The 25004-nt window shown below is 51.8% G+C and carries 25 protein-coding genes and 1 pseudogene; 11 read left to right on the forward strand and 15 right to left on the reverse strand.

Annotation, left to right across the window (positions count from 1 at the left end):
• Positions 1 to 35: 35 nt before the first annotated feature.
• The 4 genes from CEK60_RS19340 to CEK60_RS22205 form a co-directional block, all read right to left on the reverse strand.
• A complete protein-coding gene (locus tag CEK60_RS19340) occupies positions 36 to 698 on the reverse strand; it encodes a Cap15 family cyclic dinucleotide receptor domain-containing protein (RefSeq protein ID WP_089040382.1) in 663 nt (220 codons plus the stop codon).
• Positions 698 to 1573 (reverse strand): nucleotidyltransferase domain-containing protein, encoded by an 876-nt coding sequence (locus CEK60_RS19345; protein ID WP_089040383.1) that lies wholly within the window; start codon positions 1571 to 1573, stop codon positions 698 to 700. The genes CEK60_RS19340 and CEK60_RS19345 overlap by 1 nt, the downstream gene beginning before the upstream one ends.
• A gap of 537 nt (positions 1574 to 2110) precedes the next feature.
• Positions 2111 to 2338: a hypothetical protein gene (locus CEK60_RS19350; RefSeq protein WP_198361393.1), complete on the reverse strand. Its 228-nt coding sequence runs from the start codon at positions 2336 to 2338 to the stop codon at positions 2111 to 2113.
• A gap of 40 nt (positions 2339 to 2378) precedes the next feature.
• Positions 2379 to 2618, reverse strand: a complete 240-nt coding sequence (locus CEK60_RS22205) for a TonB-dependent receptor (protein ID WP_157698060.1) — start codon at positions 2616 to 2618, stop codon at positions 2379 to 2381.
• On the opposite strand from CEK60_RS22205, the pseudogene CEK60_RS19355 reads away from it, so the two are divergent.
• Positions 2527 to 2936, forward strand: a pseudogene (locus CEK60_RS19355) (IS3 family transposase); the annotation flags it as partial. The gene CEK60_RS22205 and the pseudogene CEK60_RS19355 sit on opposite strands and share 92 nt — an antisense overlap.
• A 239-nt stretch (positions 2937 to 3175) precedes the next feature.
• Positions 3176 to 4819: a methyl-accepting chemotaxis protein gene (locus tag CEK60_RS19360; RefSeq protein ID WP_089040384.1), complete on the forward strand. Its 1644-nt coding sequence runs from the start codon at positions 3176 to 3178 to the stop codon at positions 4817 to 4819.
• A 35-nt stretch (positions 4820 to 4854) separates the two neighbouring features.
• Here the strand turns inward: CEK60_RS19360 and CEK60_RS19365 are convergent, their stop codons facing one another.
• From CEK60_RS19365 to CEK60_RS19375, 3 genes are all read right to left on the reverse strand, one after another.
• Positions 4855 to 5703 (reverse strand): sulfurtransferase, encoded by an 849-nt coding sequence (locus CEK60_RS19365; protein WP_089040385.1) that lies wholly within the window; start codon positions 5701 to 5703, stop codon positions 4855 to 4857.
• Positions 5704 to 5777: 74 nt separating this feature from the next.
• Entirely contained in the window at positions 5778 to 5957 is a 180-nt protein-coding gene (locus CEK60_RS19370; RefSeq protein ID WP_089040386.1) for a hypothetical protein, read from the reverse strand.
• A complete protein-coding gene (locus tag CEK60_RS19375) occupies positions 5947 to 6864 on the reverse strand; it encodes a LysR family transcriptional regulator (protein ID WP_089040387.1) in 918 nt (305 codons plus the stop codon). The genes CEK60_RS19370 and CEK60_RS19375 overlap by 11 nt, the downstream gene beginning before the upstream one ends.
• Positions 6865 to 6988: 124 nt before the next feature.
• Between CEK60_RS19375 and CEK60_RS19380 the strand changes: the two genes are divergently transcribed.
• From CEK60_RS19380 to CEK60_RS19405, 6 genes are read left to right on the forward strand one after another with little or no spacing between them, the layout of a single operon-like run.
• A complete protein-coding gene (locus CEK60_RS19380; RefSeq protein ID WP_232471406.1) occupies positions 6989 to 7969 on the forward strand; it encodes a TAXI family TRAP transporter solute-binding subunit in 981 nt (326 codons plus the stop codon).
• A gap of 18 nt (positions 7970 to 7987) precedes the next feature.
• Positions 7988 to 9865 carry a TRAP transporter permease gene (locus CEK60_RS19385; RefSeq protein ID WP_089040389.1) on the forward strand — a complete coding sequence of 626 codons (1878 nt, stop codon included), beginning with the start codon at positions 7988 to 7990 and terminating at the stop codon, positions 9863 to 9865.
• On the forward strand, positions 9862 to 10791 hold the full coding sequence (locus CEK60_RS19390) for a 3-hydroxyacyl-CoA dehydrogenase NAD-binding domain-containing protein (protein ID WP_089040390.1): 930 nt from the start codon (positions 9862 to 9864) through the stop codon (positions 10789 to 10791). The genes CEK60_RS19385 and CEK60_RS19390 overlap by 4 nt, the downstream gene beginning before the upstream one ends.
• Positions 10788 to 11636, forward strand: a complete 849-nt coding sequence (locus CEK60_RS19395; protein ID WP_089040391.1) for a 3-keto-5-aminohexanoate cleavage protein — start codon at positions 10788 to 10790, stop codon at positions 11634 to 11636. The genes CEK60_RS19390 and CEK60_RS19395 overlap by 4 nt, the downstream gene beginning before the upstream one ends.
• On the forward strand, positions 11633 to 13006 hold the full coding sequence (locus CEK60_RS19400) for an acyclic terpene utilization AtuA family protein (RefSeq protein WP_089040392.1): 1374 nt from the start codon (positions 11633 to 11635) through the stop codon (positions 13004 to 13006). Before CEK60_RS19395 ends, CEK60_RS19400 begins: the two co-directional genes overlap by 4 nt.
• Positions 12999 to 13319, forward strand: a complete 321-nt coding sequence (locus CEK60_RS19405) for an AtuA-related protein (RefSeq protein WP_089040393.1) — start codon at positions 12999 to 13001, stop codon at positions 13317 to 13319. Before CEK60_RS19400 ends, CEK60_RS19405 begins: the two co-directional genes overlap by 8 nt.
• 93 nt (positions 13320 to 13412) lie before the next feature.
• Here the strand turns inward: CEK60_RS19405 and CEK60_RS19410 are convergent, their stop codons facing one another.
• Positions 13413 to 14405 (reverse strand): YeiH family protein, encoded by a 993-nt coding sequence (locus CEK60_RS19410; protein WP_089040394.1) that lies wholly within the window; start codon positions 14403 to 14405, stop codon positions 13413 to 13415.
• A gap of 99 nt (positions 14406 to 14504) precedes the next feature.
• Between CEK60_RS19410 and CEK60_RS19415 the strand changes: the two genes are divergently transcribed.
• Positions 14505 to 15425, forward strand: coding sequence for a LysR substrate-binding domain-containing protein (locus tag CEK60_RS19415; RefSeq protein ID WP_089040395.1), 921 nt, complete (start codon positions 14505 to 14507; stop codon positions 15423 to 15425).
• A gap of 24 nt (positions 15426 to 15449) precedes the next feature.
• The gene (locus tag CEK60_RS22210) at positions 15450 to 15626 is read left to right on the forward strand and encodes a hypothetical protein (RefSeq protein ID WP_157698061.1); all 177 of its coding nucleotides are present in this window, start codon (positions 15450 to 15452) and stop codon (positions 15624 to 15626) included.
• A gap of 1 nt (position 15627) precedes the next feature.
• On the opposite strand, the gene CEK60_RS19420 is transcribed toward CEK60_RS22210, so the two are convergent.
• Genes CEK60_RS19420 through dctP form a run of 4 tightly spaced genes read right to left on the reverse strand, consistent with a single transcriptional unit; the run spans position 15628 to position 19118 of the window.
• On the reverse strand, positions 15628 to 16299 hold the full coding sequence (locus CEK60_RS19420; RefSeq protein ID WP_232471407.1) for an RraA family protein: 672 nt from the start codon (positions 16297 to 16299) through the stop codon (positions 15628 to 15630).
• Positions 16300 to 16315: 16 nt separating this feature from the next.
• On the reverse strand, positions 16316 to 17620 hold the full coding sequence (locus CEK60_RS19425) for a TRAP transporter large permease (protein WP_089040396.1): 1305 nt from the start codon (positions 17618 to 17620) through the stop codon (positions 16316 to 16318).
• Between the two features lie 2 nt (positions 17621 to 17622).
• Positions 17623 to 18132 carry a TRAP transporter small permease gene (locus CEK60_RS19430; protein WP_089040397.1) on the reverse strand — a complete coding sequence of 170 codons (510 nt, stop codon included), beginning with the start codon at positions 18130 to 18132 and terminating at the stop codon, positions 17623 to 17625.
• 8 nt (positions 18133 to 18140) lie between these two features.
• On the reverse strand, positions 18141 to 19118 hold the full coding sequence (dctP, locus tag CEK60_RS19435; protein ID WP_089040398.1) for a TRAP transporter substrate-binding protein DctP: 978 nt from the start codon (positions 19116 to 19118) through the stop codon (positions 18141 to 18143).
• Between the two features lie 377 nt (positions 19119 to 19495).
• Here dctP and CEK60_RS19440 point away from each other — a divergent pair, with 377 nt between their 5' ends.
• Positions 19496 to 20482 (forward strand): LysR family transcriptional regulator, encoded by a 987-nt coding sequence (locus CEK60_RS19440; protein ID WP_089040399.1) that lies wholly within the window; start codon positions 19496 to 19498, stop codon positions 20480 to 20482.
• A 12-nt stretch (positions 20483 to 20494) separates the two neighbouring features.
• Here CEK60_RS19440 and CEK60_RS19445 read toward each other — a convergent pair whose 3' ends face one another.
• Genes CEK60_RS19445 through CEK60_RS19455 form a run of 3 tightly spaced genes read right to left on the reverse strand, consistent with a single transcriptional unit; the run spans position 20495 to position 24987 of the window.
• Complete coding sequence (locus CEK60_RS19445) at positions 20495 to 21997, reverse strand: aldehyde dehydrogenase (RefSeq protein WP_089040400.1); 1503 nt, start codon at positions 21995 to 21997, stop codon at positions 20495 to 20497.
• 9 nt (positions 21998 to 22006) lie between these two features.
• The gene (locus CEK60_RS19450; RefSeq protein WP_089040401.1) at positions 22007 to 23263 is read right to left on the reverse strand and encodes a Zn-dependent hydrolase; all 1257 of its coding nucleotides are present in this window, start codon (positions 23261 to 23263) and stop codon (positions 22007 to 22009) included.
• A complete protein-coding gene (locus tag CEK60_RS19455) occupies positions 23263 to 24987 on the reverse strand; it encodes a thiamine pyrophosphate-binding protein (RefSeq protein WP_089040402.1) in 1725 nt (574 codons plus the stop codon). Before CEK60_RS19455 ends, CEK60_RS19450 begins: the two co-directional genes overlap by 1 nt.
• Positions 24988 to 25004 lie beyond the last annotated feature (17 nt).

Here is a 25004-nt window from a genome sequence, read left to right on the forward strand (position 1 = left end):
CAACAGCGGAAAATCGTTCGCCGTGCAGCCGATTGTTAGCGTCGATTTTCATCTTCCGTTACGGGATGATCTCCCAACTCTTCCGGAAGTTCCTCAAGCATTTCTTTAGAGTGATACTGAAGGACGATTTCACCCTTTGTTAATCTCTCTGTCCAATACCTGCCTACTAGCTTTTGCTTAGGCTTTTCAATGATCTTGAACACTGCTGTTCCATCATGCGGAATACTCCGCTCATTCAAACTTAATCTGGGCTTGCTAGTATAGGAATATGCTATGTTTTTAATTTGTCGATCCGGTTCGATCAGAAAACCCTCGGAATATGAAGAGCTTTCCATTTCACTCGTACGCATCATGCAATGAATGTGAAAGAAAGACTGGTTTACTGTGAGCATTACGGGTATGGGAGGTGGCTTTTCTCCTGTTTCGGGATTCTTCCAGTCGGAGTATATAAAACCCACCCAGCTCCCATTTAAATCAGGAAAAGGAACAAGCCACCCTCTAAATATTTTAAGCTTCCAGCCCCATTTGACAAATACTGCAACTACTAGAAGATCAATAGTTACAACCTTTGGTACAAGACCAAAAAAATCTTTTACCTTTGATAAATCAAGAGCGCTAAAGTAAGCGAGCGAAAACCAAGCAACTGCTGAAATGCCGACCAGCAGATACAACGAGCTTTTAATTGTCACGTTACGCATTATTTGAATCCAAAGTAGTTCCACGCCGCTTTAGCAAACTCACGACCATCCTCACGAGTCCATTTTTGATTTGAGTGAAACAGGAAAACACACTCACTCACCTCTAACCAGCGTCCAGAGGACGGCTCATCACCTTGAAGGTTATTCCATATATGCAAAAGCATGGCTCGTAGACGCTCTGTCCATGTTGGGTGAGAAAATGCATTGTCTGGACAATTATATGCTAGGCACTCCATGAAAAATGATGGCAACTCACGAAATGTGCCATCTTGCGCCATTGCATTTTCAACGCGCTTTAGTAGGCGCGCTCCTTTCTTATAGGCATATCCGGTTCGATTATTTTTTGCTGTCCCATTTTCCTTTTGTTGAACTGGATAGTTAACGATGCTGCTGCTATCAGTTTTGAATATTTTTGTTCCATCTCTCGATCCATGGTTCATGTAGTAGCGGTAGCTAAAGCATGGAACTACATCGGCATCTACGCGTGCTGAGTTAGAATTTATCTGTATCGCGGTAGATCCTGAAGAATCTACCTGACCCGGAAATTTTTTATTCATAGCAGAAAGAAGCTCCGCTCTTAACTTTTCTGGGGTCCAAATTCCCTCATATGATCCACTAGGCGGATGATTACCTTTTTCAGATTCCTCCCAGTATTGACATTCCGTGCACTCCACTGCTATGTCTACATCACTATCTGCCCGTACATTTGTATTGTTAGCGTAAGACCCCTTCGCAAAAACCTTCAATGAACAATCATTGAATGGTTCATGTGCATCTATCGCTTGGCGAATCATCCGCTCCGTTCTATCTTGCTTATCCTGCTCCGTGCTGCTTGAAGGGCCTGTCCATCCAGACAACTTATCTTCCAAACTCATTGCTTACCCTCCTGAAACGCTAACAGTGGTTATACGCCCCACTACATAACCTGAATGAACCCGGCGGTGCTTTCATTGAGGTTATACAGCTCATAAGCCACGATCTATCCCACTGAAATTAAAATAAATTAAGTATAAGTAGGCAGCATAATATAGATTATCGTTCCGGCTCAATCAGCATGCCACTTTCGCCGGAAGGGCCGCTTTGGGTCGTTTTCAGTCTTATGCTGCATAGCTATACGCTGCCTTTTTGCTTTCGAACACGAGCTCAAATCTCTACTGAACTTAGCCTAGCACAAGCTACTGAAGCGGGATGAGGTTCGTAAGCTTTTCTTTTCAACACTTCTTCGTGGCCTGCTGATTTAAGATTCGTAACATTTTCCAGCGTTGGTGGGTGCGCAGCAGGTGTAGTTTTGATTAGATGGGAACTGGTGGGCAGAAATAAAGTACCGAGCAAGCAAGAACTCCGCGTAAGCTCTTGAGAACCAAGAGGCGGATGGTCATAACGCTGTTAGCTGCCAGTGCGAAGCCTTGGCTTTAAGCCGACATAAAGTCATTCCAGCGCCTGACCAAATAGTTATGCTCATCTATGACGGTATTCCACACCGCGACTCGGCTCATTCTTGTTTGGTAGTCTCCGCCGTCGCGGATTTCGCCTCGGTGAATCATATCAGGGGTGCCGTCGGGACCAGGAAGGCTCTTGGAGGCAGATTTGCCGCCATACCAAAAGCCCCATTTTGCAGCGGAAAGGTGAGGACGCTTCATAGGAAGCGCCCTCATGGTAACGGTAAAGAGGGTTCGTTACTTAAAACTCGACGGTCGCCGAAAGCTTGAAGGTGCGCGGTTCGCCTTGAATCAAATAATTCGCAAAGGACGTCGAGGCGCCTGACCAGTAATTTTCGTCGGTAACGTTGTCGATGCCTGCGCGCCAGATCCAATCAGCGCCACCGAGCGGTGTGGTGCGAGCCCAACGCCCCTTCACGACCATCAGTGATCCCGGCCAGAAACGGGCACCTGATTTAGTGAAACGTGACTTTACGGCCATGCGTCCAAATCAGCATTGGGTGGCCGATTTTACCTATGTCGCTACTTGGTTTGGCTTCATTTACGTTGCGTTCGTTATCGATGTTTATGCACGCTGTATCGTGGGTTGGCGTGTAGCGACGTCGATGAGAACGGCACTGGTGCTGGACGCTCTGGAGCAAGCTCTGTGGGCACGAAACACAGACAAGGGTTGATCCACCATAGTGATAGGGGAAGCCAATATCTCTCGATCCACTACACCGAGCGTATGGTTGACGAGGGGATCAATGCCTCAGTCGGCACCACCGGCGACTCCTACGACAATGCGCTGATCGAGACCACCTATTCCGCTGTTGTTGAACCAACGAGATCGCTGTGCTGCTGAAACCTTCGCGGTCAAAATGTTTACTCTTGCGCGCGAACGTTGAAGAAGCTACCCGCTCTTTTTATATGCAATATCGCGTTCGCCACTATATTAAAGCCCGTTCCATCGCAGCCGATAATAATGACTAGGATTAAACTGCATCCTGCCAAAGTTAGCCATCACTACAATAAATCAGATAACTACCAGGTGACTCAATGCTGGAAAAACTCCACAAGATCAATGTGAAATATACCTTGGCGTTTATCCTGGTGGCCTTGTCGCTGCTAGGCGTTGTAGTGGTCGATAGCCTGCTTGTTCAGTCGATGCGCGAACGCATGACAGCGTTTAGTGGCTCCTTTAATCCGGCGGTATCAGCGGTGCTCAATGCGGACCGTGACCTGTATCAGGCCCGGGTGGCTGAACTTGAAGTGTTGCGTGAGGCGCCGGGCAGTGATGGGGCGAGCGCTCAATACGATGATTACCGTGAAAATGCTGAGCAAGCCTATGATCGAATGCATAACTTCCTCACACTGCTGGATGCATATCCGCAGGTGAGCGAGGGCCTTGAATCGTTCGAGGATCGCTATATGGCATGGGAGGCGGCGTCCCAGGCCGTCTTCGACCTGCATGCGGAAGGTGAGCTTGGTGCCGCTGAAGAGCAGTTGGAGAGAGGTTCGTTAGCGGCCTTTAATGACTTACGTGAGCTTTACAACGTTGCCGGAGAAAGCGCCGACGCGCGTGGCTTGGCTCTGGAGCAAGAAACACTGGCGGCAGTCGCCGTGCAGCAACGCTGGGTGATGGGCTTCACGGCATTCGTGTTATTGGTCACGCTGATGATCGCCTTGATGGGGCCGAACCTGATGTCCCGAGCCATTCGTCAAGTTAGCAGGCGCATTCGCGATATTACCCAAGGTGAGGGTGATCTTACCGCACGCATTGATAGCAAGCGACGTGATGAGATTGGCGAACTGGCCCGCGAGTTTGATGGTTTTATCGCGCGTATGGATGCCAGCTTTCAGGCGGTTCGCGATGGGGCCCACAATGTCAATATGGCGTCTGGTGAAATTGCTTCAGGTAGCGAGGATCTTGCTTCGCGCACCGAGGAGCAGGCTTCCGCTCTGCAAGAAACGGCGTCCAGCATGGAAGAGATGTCATCCATCGTGCGCCAGAACAGTGAGTCGGCCAGTAATGCCGATAAGCTTTCCAGTCAGGCCGCTGAAAAAGCCGAGAAGGGCGTTAAAGAGGTTCAGCACTCGGTTGAGTTGATGCGCGAGCTCGAGACCAGTTCGCGCCAGGTGGGTGAGATTGTTGAAGTCATCGACTCGATTGCCTTCCAGACCAATATTCTGGCGCTTAACGCCTCGGTCGAGGCGGCGCGTGCAGGTGACCATGGCCGCGGCTTTGCGGTAGTGGCTAGCGAAGTGCGCAAGCTCGCCAGTCGAAGCGCGGATTCATCCAATAAAATTCGTGAAATGATTACGGATATTAGTGAGCGCATCGCTAGCGTAGCCGAGCAATCGGTGCGAAGCAGTGAGGGAATACAGAATACGGTGGAGGCTATACGCCAAGTGTCGGGGCTGATGAATGAGATTTCGCTCGCCGTGAGCGAGCAGGAGTCAGGCATCCAGCAAGTGGGTGTAGCGTTGACGCAAATGGATACTGCCACTCAGCAGAATGTCACGATGGTATCGCAAACCAGTAGATCGGCGGCGTCGCTTCAGGAGGAAGCCAACCGACTCACTCGTTTAGTAGATACGTTCAAACTTAGCGGTGAAAAGTCGGTGGCCGCGTCTTCTTCGCCTCCCCAAGCCGATCTCTTAGCTCACGCCGCAGCGCAACCTGAAGTTACAACGTGCTGAAGAAACAGTCTTGACCAGAGCCATTCATACAAAGCCTAAGCCACTGGGAGTGACTCATCGCTCCCCCAGTCTGCCCAAGAACCGTCGTACAGCGATAGCCGATGGTATCCCGCCAGTTCGGCGGCCAGCAGAATGATGCAGGCGGTAATGCCCGAGCCACAGGAAAACACCAGTTGGGGTTCACTGTTGGATTGGAGAGGCGGAGCAAGCGTTATAAAGATTGCCTTCAGCTCGCTAACAGATTTAAAACAATTTCCCTCTAGCACCTCTGGAAACGGCAGATTATGAGAATTGGGGATATGGCCACTGCGCACCCCAGGGCGGGGTTCAGGTACCTGTGCCAGAAAGCGTGAACGTGATCGGGCATCAACAACGGTTACTTGGCTATCGTCCAGATATTGCAAAACGTACGCTGAGTTTCGCACTCGGCTGTGATTGAGGTTGGCGACGAAATTGCCTGGCTTGGTTGTCGTTTCCGCGATGGTAGAAACAACGTCCCGCTGTTCGGCTAGCCACTGTGGCAATCCTCCATCCAGAACAAAAACGTGTTTAACGCCCATTGACCGGAAAATCCACCAAGCCCGAGGCGCTGAATAGATGCCTTGGTTATCGTACAGTACGACGAGGCTTTCGGTCGTAATGCCCAGCTTTTGAGCTTCCTCAGTGACTTGCTCCTCTGTTGGAAAGGCGTGAGTCTGAGAAGAGCCGGTGTCACAAAGCACACTTTCAAGATCGATCTGGCGGCTACCCGGTATCCACACCGGGCGATCATAGACGATAGGCTCTTTACCAATCACCGTCGCCATGCTCGCATCGATCAGCACTAACCGTTCGTTAGCTAGGTTGTCTTGCAGCCATTGGGTCGTCACAAGGGGGGATGACATGGTGTTCTCCGATCAGGGACTGGCAGTTTGTGCTATTCGGGCGATAAGCAGAAATGTGTTATAGCATCTCTATCTCAAACGCCGCTATCTGCCGTTGAGCGCTTGAAAACTCCGCGCCTACTAGGTGACTTGGCTTGCCAGTCCCACTTATCGTAAATATATAGCCCTTCAAACAGGCAGCCCAGGGTATCCAGCAGCATACTGAAACCGATGGGGTAAGTCCTGGCGATGTTGGACAGCTTTTTAGTGTTCATGGGTGGAAATGACCCCTAATTGTCCGGCGTGTGCCCGTATAGTTTCCAACATGCTGGTTGCCGCAGCAGAGGGTGAACCTCGGGATGGCGTAATGATTCCCAGCGAACGGGGCACATAAGGATCAGTTAAAGGACGCCACTCTATACCTTCTGCAGAAATCTGACGGAAACTGAGCGAAGGAAGTGCAGCAACCCCAAGGCCTGCGGCGACCATTCGGCCAGCTGTACCTATTTGGCTCACTTCACACATCAAATCCATTTCCAAACTCAATTCGCTCAACACGTTCTCAATCGCAGCGCGTGTACTCGAAAGACGGCTCAACCCAATAATGGGGTAGTGCAGTAGCGTCTCCCAAGGAACGGTTTCCAATGCCAACAAGGGGTGCCCAACCGGGCATACCGCTACAAAATAATCTTCTACGAGTGATTCAAAATGGGTCGCTTCTGCGAGTAGCGGCTGTACCGATAGCCCAATATCTGCCCGCTGGTCACTCACCAAGTCATCCACCTGGGAGGCCAACACATCGTGAACACTAATGGCAATATTGGGAAAGCGTTGGCGGTAGTCGGCGAGCACGGTCGGTAAAAATCCCGCCGCTAATGTTGGCAACGCTGCCAACGTTATTTTGCCTCTCTGTTTGTTGAACAGCTCTCCAAGGTCGCCCAGAGCTTCATCCCAATCGCTAATCAGCCGTCTAGCAGTGGGCAGAAAAAATTTTCCTTCCGGGGTGAGCTGCACGCCGCGAGGAGAGCGGTTGAACAGCACGCCACCGACACACTCTTCTAATTTGCGAATGGCAATACTTAACGCTGGCTGTGACATGTAGAGGCGCTCAGAAGCCTCAATGAAGCTGCCGAACTCGGCGATTGCTACAAAAGCTTTTAACTGACGTATAGAAGGCTGCATAAATAAAGTAAAAGTCTCGTTCGTATAATTATATTAGACAAATACTAGCAGGCTCTCTCATTCTTAATAAGTTAAATGACGTACATCTTCTGGAACCAACAACCCACAATACCCAGAGAGAGCAATGACTATGTATTCGCTAAAAACGCCGCTCTTAACCGCTATCCTCAGTGCTGGCTTGATCGTTGGCACTGCGGCCCAAGCAGAAGAACAGCTTTTAATTGGCTCTACCTCCACATCCTCTAGCCAATACGGCTATTTCGTTGCCGTTGGGCAAATTATTAATCAGCATGTGGATGGTGTGCGCACCTCGGTAGTAGAGACCGGTGCCACGGTCGACAATTTGCGCCGCATTTTAAGAAACCAGGTCGATATGGGCCTCGTCACCACCAACGTGGGCTATCACGCCTATGCGGGTGAAGGTGAGTTTGAAGGTCGCCCTGTGGATAACCGCCTTCTTTGGGTCTACTCCCAAGCACCACAAAATGTCGTGATGCGTGAAGATTCTGGCGTTACGAGCATGGCAGAACTAGACGGCGCGCGCCTTAACCCTGGTATTACCGGCTCTGCTACCGAAGCCACGACGATTGCCGTTATGGAGACGCTTGGGCTCACCCCTGAGTATGTGCGCGGTTCTACTACGGATGTGGTTGCCGGTGTAAAAGATAACCGTATGGCGGGATACGTTAAATCTGGCGTGGGTGAAAAGCTGGATGGCTCCTCCATGGATATTGCGACGTTTACGCCGATCCAAGTGCTGTCGCTTAGCGATGACCAGGCTGAAATTCTGAATGAACAAATGCCTGATATTTCCGTGGTCAATATCCCTGAGGGAGCGGCTGATGGCATGCCCGCCTACACAACCTGGAGCTTTGGCTTAGCGATGCATGCAAGCCCAGAGCTTGATGAAGAAACGGCTTACCAAATTGTTAAAGCTGTGATGGAAAACCCCGAACCGCAAGTCAGTGCGCTCGCTAACCTCGCCGATGTTGATATCGCTGAACTCACCCTCAGTAGCGGAACGGTGCCCTTTCATCCTGGTGCCGCACGCTATTTTGAAGAGCAGGGATACGAGATTCCTGAACATCTGATACCGTCAGAATAAGGCGAGGAGCTCGATTCCATGCGCAATAAGCTGCTCATGCTGGTCGCCCTGTTCTTGGGCGGCTTCATCTTCTACACCTCAGCGACCGGGCCTTTTGAAAGCTTGGTTCACCGCAGTATCTTTCTTGCGCTGGTTATCGGGCTGGGGTTACTCACTTATCCATTGGGCGCTGGTAAAACTTGGCGCCCCTTAGGGATAGTTATTGATTGTTTATTATCCTTGGGAGCAATAACTGCTTGCCTGTTTATTACTTTCAACGCTAACAGCATTCTGACTACCTTACCCTGGGCAACGACGCAGGATATGGTGTTCACTGCCATTTTAGTGGTGTCCATTTTGGAAGTTGCCCGACGGGCTATTGGGTGGGTATTTCCACTACTAGTGGCAATGGGTATCGCCTATGCGCTGCTGGGAGACCGACTTTCAGGACCACTCAGCCATCGAGGTTTTGATGCCAGTTTCGTGACGGAAACGCTGTTTCTCGGTGATTTAGGCGTATGGGGGATGCTACTCGGCGTAGCCGCTACCACCATTGCCGCGTTTGTACTCTTTGGAAGCTTGCTGCTCCACACAGGTGGTGGCCAAACCTTTATTGATCTTTCAATGCGCATCGGCGGGCGTAGCCAAGGTGGGGCTGCCAAAATTGCGACGGTGGCTTCCAGCCTGTTCGCTATGGTCAGCGGAAGCGCGGTAGCCAACGTCGCCACTACGGGCAACTTCACCATTCCTATGATGAAACGGCTCAAGTACCCACCGGCCTTTGCTGGCGGAGTTGAAGCTGTTGCCTCCACTGGTGGGCAGATCGCGCCGCCGATTTTAGGCGCGGCGGCGTTTATCATGGCGGAGATACTTGGTGTCAGCTACGTCACCATTGCCTTAGCCGCTGTATTACCCGCACTCCTTTTCTATGTCGCAGTCTTCTTTACGCTGCACTTGGTAGCTGTGCGGAAAGCCCTACCGTTGGTACCGGAAAACGAGCTTCCCGCTTGGCCCGATGTCCTTCAATTTAGACGATTAGTCCCTATTGTTGCTGCGTTGGGTGGCTTATTTGGTGGCGTTCTAAATGGTTACTCCATCCAATTCGCAGCCTTTTTAGGCATTACACTGCTGCTTGTTAGTTACCTTTTCTTTGCTTTGTTGGACCGAACGCCACCTCGTCAAATAGTACGTTCTCTAGTGATTGGCTTAGAAGATGCTGGCAAGGGCATGGTTATCATTGGTGTGTTGCTCGCCGGGGCACAGATTTTGGTGGCAATGCTCAACCTAACGGGGATTGGCGTCACGCTTTCGACGCTAGTAGTCAGTGTCGCGGGTGAGCAGGTTCTCCTGGTGGCGCTAATTGTCGCGGTCATCTGCCTCATTATGGGCATGGGCATTCCTACCACCGCAGCCTATGTATTGGTCGCCGCTGTACTGGCGCCTGCGCTAACCCGCATCGGGATCGAGCCGCTGGTTGCCCACCTGTTCGTCTTCTATTTTGCGACCATCTCGGTCATCACTCCGCCCGTGTGCATTGCGGTTTTTGTTGCTGCTGGCATCGCTAAGGCTGGCTGGCTACAAGTCGCTGGTCACGCGATCCGCCTAGGGGCCACCACCTACATTATCCCTTTCCTGATTCTGGCGTACCCCGCGCTTATCGGTTTAGGCGATGCCTGGGATATTACCTTGGCTGCCGCTCGTGCCATGGCCTTTGTCTTGGCTTTCGCCGGCATATTGGGAGGGGCTCGGCTCTTCGGCAACCGATGGCTGGATAGTGCGCTATTGGCAACCACAGGGCTATTGGCGCTGGTGCCGAATATCGCACTTGGGTTAGTGGGCATTGCGAGCCTGACGGGGCTCTATCTATGGGCGTGGCAATCCTCTCGGCGTATTGCACTTCAAGGAGTGGAGCTATGAGTCATCAAGGAGTGAGCATGACGAATATTGCGATGATTGGCTGTGGCACTATCGGCATTAGTTGGACCGCCTACTTTCTTTCTCGCGGTATACATGTCACCGCTTTTGACCCGGATGCCACCGCCCGCGCCAACTTTACGCTGCGCGTGGCTGAGGATATGCGTGCCCTTGGCACCGATACCCGTACGCCCGTGGTAGCGCAAACACTGGCAGAGGCCTTACAGGGCGCAGAGCTGGTCGTCGAAAATGCGCCTGAATCCGTAGCGCTCAAGCAACAGCTATTAGCAGATATTCAACGGGCAGCGCCATCGCAAGCGTTGGTGGTGAGCAGCACCTCCTCTTTAAAGCACTCTGATATCACCCAGGGTGTGCCTGCTCCTGAGCGCATTATTATCGCTCACCCCTTCAATCCACCCCACCTAGTCCCTCTGGTCGAACTCTATGGGCCAGATACTGAGCTGGTGCAGCGATTGGTCGATTTTTATCGAAGCATCGGTAAGCAGCCGGTGATGTTACGTAAAGAGATGATCGGTCATATTGCGAATCGCCTCTCTTCGGCATTGTGGCGGGAAGCGCTTTATCTATTGCAGGAAGGCGTGGCCAGTGTGGAAGACATCGACCTTGCTGTGACGGCAGGCCCTGGATTGCGCTGGGCCATTCAAGGGCCGTTCCTGACCTATCATCTGGGCGGCGGCCAAGGGGGTATTCGTCACTACTTGGAACACCTCGGCCCTAGTCAGGAGTATCGCTGGGCAAGCTTAGGGCAACCGACCATGAACGACGAACTTTATGCGCAAGTGATCCATGGGGTTGAATCCTCCACGCAAGGGCAATCACTGCCAGACCTTTTCTCTGAACGAGATCGTCAATTGACGGCTATTCAGCAAGCGCTAGCGACTAACGTAAAACAGGAGGAGGTTCGATGAGCGCCTCATCTTGTCTGCTAATGGTCGCTCCCAACGGGGCTCGGCGCGTCTACCATGACCATCCTGCCATCCCACTGACCCCGAAAGAGCTCGCGCGGGATGCTCAAGAGTGTCTAGCGGCTGGCGCCTCAGCTATGCATGTGCATGTGCGTGAAACCGACGGACGCCATTTACTTGATGCGGGTGCCTATCAAGATGCCATTAGCGCCATTCAGGAAGCCGTAGGAGACCAACTGCTCCTTCAGGTCACCAGCGAAGCCGGTGGGCGTTATTCGCCTTCAGAGCAGAGACGTGTCATTGAGACGTTACAGCCATACTTCGTTTCTATCGCGGTGCGTGAATGGTTCGGAGATGCTTATGAGGTTCGAGCCAGTGGCGAACTGTGCCGTTACCTGGCCAGTCGCGGCACACATATTCAATACATCGTTTACTCGCCTGAAGATCTCACCTACTTCAATCAGTTAAGAGAGCAAGGTGATGTGCCTAATGGCCCGGCTTTCTTACTCTTCGTACTTGGGCGCTATGCGGATCCACCCATTGCAGACCCAAGCCGTCTAGCTAACTTTTTACACGCATTAGTGGCTGGCGACCATTGGGCGGTTTGTGCGTTTGGGCCAACCGAAGGTGACTGCTTAGCGCTGGCGGCCCAGCAAGGTGGTCATGCCCGAGTTGGCTTTGAAAATAATTTATGGCGAGCGGATGGCCAACTCGCTACCAACAATGCCGAGTTAGTCGCCGCGACTAAAGCCCGTATCGAAGCAACGGGACGTCGGGTGATGAGTGCATCCGAAGCCCGTCATTTCCTTGCATTTACTACCGTTGCTAACACGGGGGTGACCTTATGACGGTCGTGGTAGGTTGTGGCGCAGGCTTCTCTGGTGATCGTACCGATGCGGCTAGGCCGCTGGTCGATGCGCTCATGTCTTATGATGCCCCTCGTGCGCTGATGTTTGAAACACTCGGGGAGCGCACGCTGGCGGCTGCCCAGTTACGCCGGATCAAAGACCCGGACAGCGGTGATGAGCCACTGCTGGAAGAATTTTTATCGCCTGTTCTGAGTGACTGTCTGGCTAACCACATTACGATTTTGGGTAACTTTGGTGCGGCTAACCCAGATGCCGCGCGTCGTCGCATTCAGCAGTTGGCTAAGCGCTTAGGCCACTCTCAAGCGTGTTTGGCTACTATTCAAGGCGATGACGTAAGAGATCGCCTGCATGAGTTCGACTGGCTGGCCTGGGTAGGCGAAAAGCGCGCAATTTCAACCTTAGAGCAAGTTGTTGCCGCTAATGTCTATCTTGGTGCAGATGCCCTGATAGAGGCAATGACCCAAGGGGCTCAAGTTGTGATCACAGGACGCGTGGCCGATCCTTCACTGGCGCTTGCTCCTATCTGCTACCACCATGACTGGGCAAGCGATGATTGGGACAGGCGGGCAGCAGGGGCATTAGCAGGTCATTTAATCGAGTGCGGTACGCAAGTGACGGGTGGCTACTTTGCTGACCCTGGGGTTAAAGACGTGCCTGGCATGGCTTCGCTGGGGTATCCACTTGTCGAAGTTGAGCGTAATGGGCGACTCGTTGTGACTAAACCCCCAGGCACAGGGGGCTTGGTCACTGAGCAAACAGTAAAAGAACAGCTGTTATATGAAATACACAACCCCAGCGCCTACATCACACCGGATGTGGTTATTGATCTTGAGCATGTTCGCATAAAGCAACTGGCCAAAGACCGTGTTGAAGTCACCGGGGTACGTGGCAAACCCTCGCCAGCGCGGTTAAAAACCACCGTTAGCTTCCTCGCAGGCTATCAAGGTGAAGCTGAAATCTCTTATGCGGGCCCGAATGCTTTCGCCAGAGCACAACTAGCCAGAGAGACGCTGCGTCAGCGTTTATCATTACGCTGCCCTGCCGATCTGCGCGCCCGTTACGACTTAATTGGTGTTTCTAGCGTTTTTGATGGCGATGCCCACCTAAACACTCAACACAGAAACACAACAGCAAGCGACATTCGCCTTCGCCTCGCGGTGGAGCATGCTGAAAAATGCGTAGTGGAGCGGGCAACACAGGAGTTATTAGCACTTTATTGCTGTGGACCAGCGGGCGGTGGCGGTATACGTCGGCACCATACTCAACGGTTAAAAACCGCCTCTTATCTAGTACCAAGGCAGCAAGCTGCTCCTGTTGTCACACTGCATAAAGGAGAAGGTGATGAGTGAGCTATTGCACCGTTACGCCCATGCCCGGGCAGGCGATAAGGGCGACCGGCTAAGCTTAGCGGTTTTTGTGTATCAGGAGGCTCACTATTCCTGGCTCATCGAACAACTCTCGGCATCAAACGTTGCCGCGCTATTTGAGCATCGAGGCGTTAGTCACGTAACCCGCTACTTACTACCACATCTCAATGGAATGAACTTAGTCCTGGATGATGCACTACAAGGAGGGGTCAATGGTGCGCTCAACTTGGATGGTCACGGAAAAACGTTGTCGGCCTTACTGTTGTCTATGAAAGTGGCACCACCCCCAACTTAACTGCATTAATGAAAGTCAGTAGGCGTTCTTGTTTTTAGATCATGACGTTTGAGCTTGTAGGGACGAGGAGGTTTGAGGTGGTGCAGCCGCTGTTCAGCCCATCAGAAGCTGACTGGCTAGGCCACCCCCTACCAGAAGTAAGCCAAACAGGATGAACCCCAGTATAAAAGGTCGGATACCCAACTCCTTGAGCTTTTCGATTCGGGTTTCAAACCCCAGTGCGGCCATGGCCATGGTCAACGCAATCTGGCCAGCCAGAACGAGTATTTGATGGAGGCCGCTAGGCAAGTGGATAACACTGTTGAACACAATCATGGCGATGAACCCGAAGGCAAACCAGGGGATCACCGGCTTGCCCGCTGCTGACCCAGAGTCACTGGCCTGCTGACGAAGCCACCATTGCCCGACGAGCAATAGGAAGGGCAACAGCAGTATCACGCGAACCATCTTGACAATAACAGCACTGGCCAATGCCTCGGGACCCACCGCATCAGCAGCGGCCACGACCTGGGCGACTTCGTGGACAGTCGCGCCGATATAGACGCCAAAAAGATCTTCGTTCATTCCTGCAAGCGGGTATAAAAGAGGGTAGACAAGCATTCCCAGCGTGCCGAAGAGCACGACCGTGGCGACGGCTATGGATGAGGCCGCAGGCCGCGAACGAATGACCGTTTCGGTGGCGAGTACCGCCGCAGCACCGCAGATGGCACTGCCTGCACTTGTTAATAGTGTTGTTTCACGATCCATACCCAGTATGCGGGTGCCGATCTGATAGCCGATGATAAGCACACTGCAGATCACCACCAGATCCAACAGCAACACCTTAAAGCCAAGGGCGAAGACTTGTTGCAGGGTTAATGACAGGCCAAACAGTACAATGCCGCCCCGCAGCAGCCAGCGAGTGGCGAATGTTAACCCAGGTTGAGTACTTGGAAGGCGGTGAGCAAGAGGCAGGTTACCCACAGCCAGGCCTAACAGTAAGGCGAATACCAATGGACTAATACCTTTGGAAGCGAGTCCGGGGAGGTTAGCCAAGCCAAAACCTGCCAAGGTTAGGGTGCTACACAGAATCAGACCTTGCCACATAATGCTTTCTCTTGTTGGTGCGTATGTGGCTAGCATAGGGGCAAAAATGCTGTATGGTTATCAACATATAACCATATGGCTGTTCGGTAAAAACGATATATGACCCCTCATGTGACTTTTCGCCAGTTGCAGGTTTTTGTCGCTGTTGCTCGTGACGGCACGGTTATTGCTGCTGCTGATCACTTAAAGCTATCTCAATCGACTATTAGCCAATCGCTCTCAGATCTTGAGCGTCATCTGGGTGTCGAGCTCTTCGAGCGGCTTGGCCGACGCTTACAGCTCAATAGTATGGGAAGCTACCTGTTACCCCGTGCTGAGCGCCTTCTGGAAGGTATGGCCGATTTTGTTGCTGTCGCTGAGGATCCTGAAAGCCAATTGCAGGGCACGCTTAATATATCGGCCAGCGCTACCACGGGTACCTATCTGCTGCCCCCTCTGGCCGGATACTTCAGCAATCAGAACCCGAGAGTGGATCTTCGGCTACGATTGCGTAATACCGGAGAGGTAATTACGGATCTGCTGCGTTTTGATGCTGATTTGGGGCTGATCGAAGGGCAGTGTCACGAATCGCGCCTGACGAGTGAAACATGGTGCGAAGACCAGCTTGTGATTGTCTGTTCCCCACAGCACCCCCTGGCCAGCAAGGAGTGGCTTGATGACGCTGATATCAAAGCTGCTGGCTGGATACTGCGTGAACCTGGGTCAGGCACGCGTGAAGTATTTGAGGCCGCTGTGTTACATCATGTCGAACGTTTGCAGGTGCGCATGGAACTCAGCCAGCATGAAGCTATCAAGCAAGCAGTGAAAGCTGGCCTCGGTTTGGGCTGCCTCTCTCATCGCAGTGTGGAAGGGGAGCTTGAAAGAGGGGAGTTGGTTGCGCTGAACAGTGGGTTAAAGCTCACCAGGATTTTTTCATTGGTGTGGCATCCAGAGCGTTATCGGAGCCCGTTGTGGCAGGCGTTTAAGGTTTTTTTGATCGATAATCATGGCAATCCTCCGCAGCCAGGCAGACCACAATAACTGGGCTCGAAATGTACAGCTAATATGTCGTGCACAGAGCCTATCGATGACACTGCTTTTCACGCTCAGGCTGCCAGTAAATGGTATCAATTCGGCTCTATGGTTTGGTATTGTTGGGTAGTGGCTATTTTCTATGATGTCGCCTATTTTGAGACCACGGTTGAGGTCGATGAAGCGCACCTGCTTACTTTTTCATTATAAGTTAAGGGGCTATTCCGTTAACTCGCTCAATGATCTCGGTGGCTCCGCTAATATCAGGTAAACACTCTCCTTGGGCCACTCGCTGGAGAATTGCCTCTTCCTGTTGTTGCAGCATAATGGCCTTTGAGGCAATCGTAACGGCTTCTTGAGCAGGTACTACTAGAACTCCACTCTCATCAGCGAGGATAATATCACCAGGGTAAATAACGAGCCCTCCGAGAGTGACTGGCATATTCATAGTACCTCCCACCCCCGCCAATTTAGTCGTCAAGGCTGAAATGCCTCGGCACCAAACCGGAAATCCTAGCTCTTGAATAGTTTGTGCATCCGTTGCCATTCCGTCGATGATGACTCCTCCCACACCTAGCTTCTTGGCTACGTGAGTCATCACCCCACCCCAACATGCGTGTCGGTCGTCGCCTTGTCTGTCAATGACTAAGATGTCTCCAGGGCGTACTAATCGCATCGCGTGATTAAGTAGTGTGCCGTCTGTAGGTGGAAGAGAGAGGGTCACAGCAGTTCCTACCACCCGCGTCTGGGCGAGCAATGAGTGGATGGCTGGATCGATGAATCCATTTTCTCTGAAATGGCCAATAGTGGCCGTTTCACACTCGAGTAGTTGCTGACTGATATGGGGGCCAATCGGTGTTGGCATCTGTGCGATGTGATACATGAATATCTCCTAGTGGTCAGATCAAGCTGGGTAAAAACGTGATAAGAGAGGGCAAGAAGAACAGTACTAGCATGCCGAAGAGGAAGCAGATGACGATCGGCCAAGCTGCGGCAAAGATCGTTTGCATAGGTACTGAGGGCGCGCCGCCTTTCACTGCAAATAAGTTATAGCCGAAAGGGGGCGTTAGGCTGCCGACCGAGATATTTATTAAAAACAGGGTCCAGAACCAGATGGGATCGAAGCCATATAGCTTGACTAATGGTGCATAAATGGGAATGACGACCATCATGAATGCAATCTGGTCGATGAACATGCACGCAACGAGCGGCACTAGCATCAGTAGTAACAACATCCACATGGGATCAAGTTCTAGGCTAGTGGCCAGCCCTACTAGACCTGAAGTCGCACCAGCGAAAGAGAGTAATTGGCTGAACAGTTTCGAACAGGCCAGGATAGCGATGATCATGGCGCTGATGCCCAACGAAGAGAGTATCGCCTGCCGTGCCATTTTGAGTGTGAAACGACGGTAGTAAACCGCTACCAACATGGCACCAAGCACGCCCGTGGCTGCAGACTCCGAAGGCGTGGCAACCCCTAACATGATTAGCCCGAGCACCGAGAAAATGATGATACTGAACGGCGCCATATTCAGTAGCGCCTTACTACGTGCTCGCCACGTTCCGCCCCCGCCTTCGTCGGCGTTAGGTGCCAAGGAGGGATTGAGCATCAATTTTACTACTACGTAGCCGACAAACAGCCCTGCTAGAAGGATGCCCGGGATAATGCCAGCGATCAGCAGTCGCGCGATCGAGATATCGACCATGGAGCCGATGATGATGACCAGCAGGCTTGGGGGAATAATCGGTGCCAAACTGGCTCCCCCCAGAATTAGGCCGATAGAAAGCCTATCATCATAGCCACGCTGCTGCATTGTTGGTAACGCCGAGCGGCTCAGCATGGCGGTCACGGCTAGGGCTGATCCTGACAAAGCCCCAAACAGGGTGGCAAGTACAATGACAAAGAAATATAGGCGACCTTTTATACGGCCCATTAGTGTGTCCAGGGCATCAAAAATGACGTCTATCGAACCCGACCGGAACAGCAATTCTCCCATCAGTACGAACAGTACGATGGTAGTGAGAGTTTCTGAGGTGACAGTACTGTATACGCTGTTGGCGAACATGCCGAAGCCTGCACTGCCCATAAGCCAGAAAGTACCCAGGACGTTGACGGTAAGAAAGGCGATAAAAATCGGCACGCCCAGAGCGAATAAACCCATTAGCAATGTGAGGGCAATGCCTAGCGAAATATACCATTCCATGCTTAAGCCTCCTGTCGCTCGTTATCATCATGAGAGGGCCCCGCAAACAATGCATGGCGCAGGAAGTACAAGGCGGTATTGATAAAGGCATAGCAGATGAAGCTTGAAACCCAGTATTTAGGAATATCAAGACCCAATGCGGTTGTAGTTCCTCCATCAAATTGGCGGAGTGTTTCCTTAACGATGATCCAGGCGGTGACAATACAAACACTTCCTGATATTAGTGCGATTACTCGGTCATAGCGTTGGCGCATGGAAGGAGAGAGCCTTTCAGGGAGTACGGTGATCGCGATGTGGCCATTGGTGCGCGCAAGCTCCGGTATGCTCAGGGAAACCGCGATGCAGAGGAAATAAGCGACAAGGGAGCTTGACCATAGTGTCGGGGCATTAAAAAAGTAACGAGCGACCACTTCGATCCAGAAGCATAAGACGATGCCACATAAAGTGGCACCGCCAAGGTAGAACCCGAATCGCGTGATACGGTCATGGAGTCTAGCTATCGGGTGGGGCATAGTGATACCTACTCGACCGTCGCAGTCATGTTGTTCTGCTCAGCGATTGCACGCATGTTGCTGACCGCCTCTGGAGACTTGTCGACCCCTAACTGCCAGATTCCTTCATTGACCAGGGCATCAAGCCGCTCGGCATCAGATTGTTGAAAGTATGTTTCTTCCATTCCCTTTTCTTTCAATGATGCCCACTCTTGCTGTGCTAGCTCATCAAGAATGGCGGCTGTTTCGTTTTCTAGCGCTTTGCCTTGCTCGAGAAGTAAAGTTTGACTGTCCTCATCGAGCGCGTTGAAAGAAGCTAGATTCATGAACAAGTAGGTATAGGTTTGGCCGAAGGTAGGTTTGGTAAAGTACCCCGCGACTTCATTCCACCCGAAATCTTCGACGCCGTTGAGTCCCCAAGCGGCTCCATCGATCACACCACGATCAAGCGAAGAGTAAACATCCCCGCCTGACATTAGCACTGGAGTCCCCCCTAATCCTTGAGTGATGCTGGTATAAGTCGCGCTACCGCGAATCCGGCGACCCTCTAGGCCAGGAGTGCTCTCGATGGGTTCCTTGAGTACATATTGAAAGCCGCTGCTACCTAAAGGCGGAATTGCAATTAATTTGAGACCGAGCTCGTTATAGTGTTCATCGATAAAGTCCCAGAGGCCTGATTCGTGGGTAGCGTCAGGATCGACAAAGACCGCATCCATAGCAGCACCGACACCGGTAGTATTGGTATGGTAGGCTCCATGAGTGTAAAGCAGATCGAAAACACCAGATGATACAGGCTCAAGTTGCTCGAAGGGTGATACAACATCTGGTCCGTTCAAGCCGATTTTTAGAGCACCTTGGCTAGCTTCCTCGACTTTTGTTATATATCGCTGGGCAACTTCGCGTGTATAAGCACTCGTTTGGTCGTAGCTGGTGAGCATTCTCAACTCAGTAGCCATAGCATGTGATGCGCTCAATGTAAGAATGACTAATGCAAGGGAACGTTTCATTGTCTGCCTCTTTGTGTTTGTACTGACGAATTAAATGTTTTGCATGGGGCTATTGAATCTAGTCATGACAATGACTAACGGTCAATAGAATATAAAAAACTAGAGTTTTTTATTTTTTATGGATAAGATTAATAGAATTTATACAAAAGATTTTTATTTGGTGTGTTATCAATTTTTCACTAAATAATTTTTGGTTGTTAATTGAGTTTTGCTTTAGCGCTTGATTAGTACAAGAAAATATAAAAAAAGTGCTAGGAGCACTGTTTTGGTGCAATATTGTTCTATGCTGTATGTGATAAAATTAATTTTAAATAAGTTCAGTGGGCCACTTTTAGTATAAAAATTAGCTGTATTGTTAGAGGTTAAGAAGAGGCTTTATGAGACCCGTTCACGATACATTGGATTGGAATCTTCTTAGAACTTTTATTGTTATTGTTCAAGAAGAGAGTGTCAGTAAGGCTGCCAATAGGCTTTACCTTTCACAGCCAGCAGTCAGCCTCTCATTGAAACGATTGGAAGAGAGGTTAGGTCAGCGGCTAATCGAGCGCGATAGTCACAGCTTTAATGTGACAAAAGCTGGGCATCTCGTCTATCGAGAAGCCATCGATATCTACGCTAACGTAGCACGGCTGGCTGCTTCAGTAGGAGACTTTGACCCTGAAGTAGTCGGTCATGTTTCGCTACTTTTCATAACGGGAATTCAATGCCGATTCCTTGACAGTGTGTTCGAACGCTTTCATAAAAAGTTTCCCCAGATCACATTTAGTATTGAGGATATGTCTAGTCAGGAGGTGCAGAATGCGTTGGCCCAAAGGCAGGGAGCCATGGGTATCTGTCTCGCATTGCAATGTCCGAGTAATCTGAATAGCCAGACATTAGCGAGACAACGGTATCGGCTCTACTGCGGAAAAAGCCATGCACTCTTTGGCCGCCATAACTTGCCGATGGATAGCCTAATGAGTGAGAACTATGTCTCGTTTGGCAGCGAGCAACTTGATGGTGTGCTCTCTTCACTTGCAGTGTTTCGTGCCCACCATGGTCTTAAGGGCAATGTGGTCGGCCAATCGAGTAGCCTCCAAGAAATTCAACGAATGGTAATTGCCGGATGGGGGATTGGTTGTTTACCCGAGCATTTAGTGCTGAGAGATGTTGCGGAAGGTCGACTCTGGCCCCTTCCGCCCTATGATGGCGTCGCTGAAATCGATCTTCACGTGATGTGGCACCAAGATGCTCGTTTCAGTGATGCTGAGACCATCTTTATGGAGTTTTTCCTTAATGCTATGGGCAAGGTGCCGCTCGAGGAGCGGCTTACCACTGGACTTGAAGTGTTCGACGAAATACCTGATGTCGAAACAGCTAAATAATCGCTAATGGTATTATTTTTTGTAGGCCAAATTGAACCAAGTCGTCTTCAGATCTGAATACTTGTCCAGTGCATGAAGTGATTTATCACGACCAAAACCGGACTGTTTCATGCCACCGAAGGGGACACTAATATCACCATCGGCATAGCAGTTGACCCAGACCAAGCCAGCCTGAAGGCGCTTTGATACGCGATGTGCACGGCCAAGGTCACCGGTCCAGAGTCCAGCTCCAAGCCCATAGATAGAATCGTTAGCCAAGGCGATGGCCTCGGTCTCGTCGGCGAAGCGGCTTATACTTAACACTGGCCCGAAGATCTCCTCGCGCATCACCGTTGTGGTTTGGGCTCCTTCCAATATTGTTGGTTCAACGTACCATCCTCCCTCCACAGGCGTCGCATGCTTTCCACCGTGGTGGAGAGTCATGCCCTCGCTGAGTCCTTGCTCGATAAAGTTTAATACTTTGGCATGATGGTCGGCGCTGACTAACGCTCCCATACGCGTAGAGGGATCCAACGGATCGCCAGCTGGCATGTCTTTTGCGGCGGAAACCAGTCGTGGTAAGAAGTCATCAAAAATAGACGCTTCCACATAAAGCCTAGAGCCTGCAATGCATACCTCCCCCTGGTTGGTAAAGATACCTGCGGCAGCAGCATGTGCGGCGGCATCCAGGTCCGGGCAGTCAGCAAAGACTATGTGCGGAGATTTGCCTCCGCATTCGAGCCACACTCGCTTTAGATTGGACTCGCTGGAGTAGCGCATAAAACGCTTGCCTGTAGCGGTGGATCCTGTGAAGGCGAGTGCATCGACCTGTGGATGCATTCCCAGCGCTTCGCCAGCGATAGCACCGTGGCCAGGGGTGACATTGAATACGCCATCCGGCAGGCCCGCTTCCTTGGCTAGTGCAGCTAGCCTGAGAGCACTAAGGCTAGAGGCCTCGGCGGGCTTGAGTATGACGCTATTACCGACTGCCAGTGCTGGGGCGAATTTCCAGGCGGCGATCATCAGTGGAAAATTCCATGGCACCACAGCAGCGACCACACCGAGAGGCTGGCGGGTGATGGTGGCATGAACGTCTTCGCTAGTGGGGGCTATCTCATCGTACTGTTTATCGATCGCCTCGGCATACCAGGCCACACAGCGTGCTGTTTCGGGCAAGTCAAAGGCCAAGCTATCAGCGATTGGCTTCCCCATTTCGAGTGTTTGTAGAAGCGCTAGCTCTTCTGCGTGCGTTTCGATAAGCGAGGCGAAGCGGAGCAAAACTCGTTTGCGCTCTAGTGGAGGACAGCGAGACCAGTCACCTGATTCGAAGACTCGACGTGCGGCAAGTACCGCACGGTCGATATCCACACCACTGCAGGCAGTCACGTTGGCTATCATCTGGCCTGTCGCTGGGTTGTAAGCCTTTAGAGTTGAGCCGTCATAGCTGTTGACAAATTCACCGTCGATGAAGGCTTGAGTGGTCAGCTGTAGTCGGCTGGCTAGCGTTTGCCAGTAAGCTTTATCGTGCATTGTCATATCCTTATTTTAAGATGCTGCGATACCGGCCTTGCGCAGCATGGTGTGCAACAGCACGTTGGCGCCAGCCTCAAGATCCTCCGGTGTAGCATTTTCGCTTTCGTTGTGACTGATACCATCTTCGCAGGGAACGAAAATCATAGCCGTAGGTGCAACACGACTTACGAAGACAGCATCGTGACCGGCCCCAGTCTCGATATCGCGGTAGGGTATGCCAAGTCCATCGCTGCTAGCGCGAATGAGATCTACTAGGTCGCTGTTAAATGGTGTCGGTGGCACCCGCTGAACGTCCTGCAGTTCTACGGTTACTTTTCCAGGCTCATGATGCTTTGAGCAGATATCTCGGAGAGCATGCTCCATCTGTTCAAGCGTCTCGTTCTCCAAATGGCGAATATCAACGCTGAAGGTTACTCGCCCAGGAATGACATTGCGTGAGTTTGGATAAAGGTCGAACTCCCCACAGGTGACGCGACCATGCGGCTGATGCGGATCGGCTAGCGCTAGGATATCGCCGATGAGCTCGGCGGCCCGTTTTAGCGCATCACGACGATAGGGCATGGGTGTCGGCCCAGCATGGGCTTCTTGACCGGTGACCACGACATCAAACCAGCGCAAGCCTAGAGAGCCAGTTACCGCGCCGACAGCTATTCCTTCCGCTTCAAGTACTGGACCTTGCTCGATATGGGATTCGATATAGGCACCGAAGGTTTTGCTACCCATAGGAATGTCACCGCGGTAACCGATACGTTCCAACGAATCAGCTACAGTGTCTCCATTGCGATCTTTGGCAGCTAGCGCGGTCTCAAGCGGGATTACGCCAGCATGCACCCCAGATCCCATCATGACTGGAACGAAGCGGCAGCCCTCTTCGTTAGTCCATATCACTACCTCAAGTGGTGCTTCAGTAGTAATAGAGAGATCATTGAGAACTCGCATAACTTCCAGCCCGGCTAGTACACCGTAACAGCCATCGAAACGGCCACCGGTGGGCTGGGTGTCGAGGTGACTTCCGGTGGCCACCGGGGGTAGGTCATTACGGCTTCCAGCACGACGAGCGAAGATATTGCCCATTTGATCGACATCTATGGTCAAGCCAGCGTCTCGAAACCAGCTAGACACAAGCTCACGACCAAGTCGATCCTCTTCCGTCAACGCCAACCGGCAATTGCCACCCTTCGGTGTGGCACCAATGTCAGCAAGGTTCATTAATGAGTGCCATAGGCGCTGTCCATCAATGCGGAGTGTCGAGAAAGTAGACTCAGTCATCAGAGCTCTCCTGTGTCATTACTATATTTTTGGCCTTCAAGAGCTGCAGCACGGATTGCGCTTAGACGCTCTCCTGGTGCAATACCATCAGCGTCATAACGCAGCTCAATCAAAGCGGGCAAGTGTTCTTGCTCAGTAAAGGCTAGGGCACGATTAAAGGCAGCTTCGAACGAAGCGTCGTCCTCGACGATCTCTCCATGTCCGCCATAGGCCTTGATCAGGGCGTCAAACTTAGGGTTGGTGAATGTCAGCGCAATCTCTCGGCCAGGAAAGTCATTCTCCTGATGGGCGCGGATGGTGCCCCACATGCCATTGTTGAAGACGAGTATGACGATACCCAGTTGGTACTGCAGGGCCACGCCGAGCTCCTGCAAATTCATCTGGAAGCAACCGTCACCGGCAAAACAGATGGCCGGCCGTTGAGGGTGCTCGAGCTTACTGCTGATGGCTGCGGGAAGGCCGTAACCCATTGCACCAACCGTGGGAGCTAACGAGCTGCCAAGTCCACCAAACTGGATATAGCGATGAGCATAAAGTGCGTAGTTGCCAGCGCCGACAGTGATACAGCCTTTCCCGTTCAGTAGTCGATCTACCGTTCGGGTGACTTTATCTAGGCTAAGCCGTCCAGGCGCCTCTAAAGGTATAAGAGTATCAAGATAGGCTCGTCGAGCAGTGGCCGTCGCCTGTTTCCATGCGGGTGTTACCTCAGGAGCTAGTTCTCCTAGGCTTGTCGAAAAACCAACCACGTCGGCATTAATAGCGAGGTCAGGACGATAAACATGCCCCAGTTCTTCTGGGTCGGGATAGATATGGACTAATGTCTGGCTTGGCACGGGCGATTCGATCCAGCTGTAGCCCTCTGTCGTAGGTTCGCCTAATCGTGCTCCCAGCGTAATAATCAGATCGCAAGACTTGAGCTGCTCACGCAAAGCTTGATGCATGCCGCTACCAACGTGACCAACGAAATTCTCATGGTGTTGGTTAAAACACTCTAGGCGTCGCCAAGCAACGCCAACGGGAAGAGCGTAGCGCTCGGCAAACGCAGCAATATCCATTTGAGCCTGTTCGGTCCATCCGCTACCACCCAGTAATAGGAATGGCTTTTCGGCCCGCTCTAGATGCTGTTGCAACTCGCGCAATTGCTGTTGGCTAGGGTAACTGTGTAGGCGCTGCCGAGGCTCCACATCAGCAACGCAGGCCTCGCCCCACAACGTATCTTCTGGCAAGGCCAAAACTACTGGGCCAGGGCGGCCACTGGTCGCGACAGAGTAGGCTCTGGCGATGAACTCAGGTATCCGTGCAGTGTCGTCAATCTGAGCTACCCATTTGGCCATTGGTCCGAACATGCGGCGATAGTCGATCTCCTGAAAGGCCTCGCGTTCGATGAAATCGTTGCCGACTTGTCCGATGAAAAGGATCATCGGCGTCGAGTCTTGATAAGCCGTATGGACGGCAATTGATGCATTGGTGGCGCCAGGACCACGGGTGACAAAACAGATTCCAGGCTCGTTGGTTAGCTTGCCATAGGCCTCGGCCATGTAGCCAGCACCGCTCTCTTGGCGGCAGACAATAGGCTCGATAGCATCACGATGCTCATTAAGTGCATCAATACAGGGCAGATAGCTTTCGCCGGGGACCAGAAAAACGCGCCGAGCACCATGCTGGCGTAATTGTTGAATCAGGATTTGGCCCCCGTTGCGTGTCGGGGTGACGGCGTTGCTCATGGGCAAGATCTCTTTGA

The sequence above is a fragment of the Halomonas sp. N3-2A genome, assembly GCF_002216165.1.
Lineage (GTDB): Bacteria > Pseudomonadota > Gammaproteobacteria > Pseudomonadales > Halomonadaceae > Vreelandella.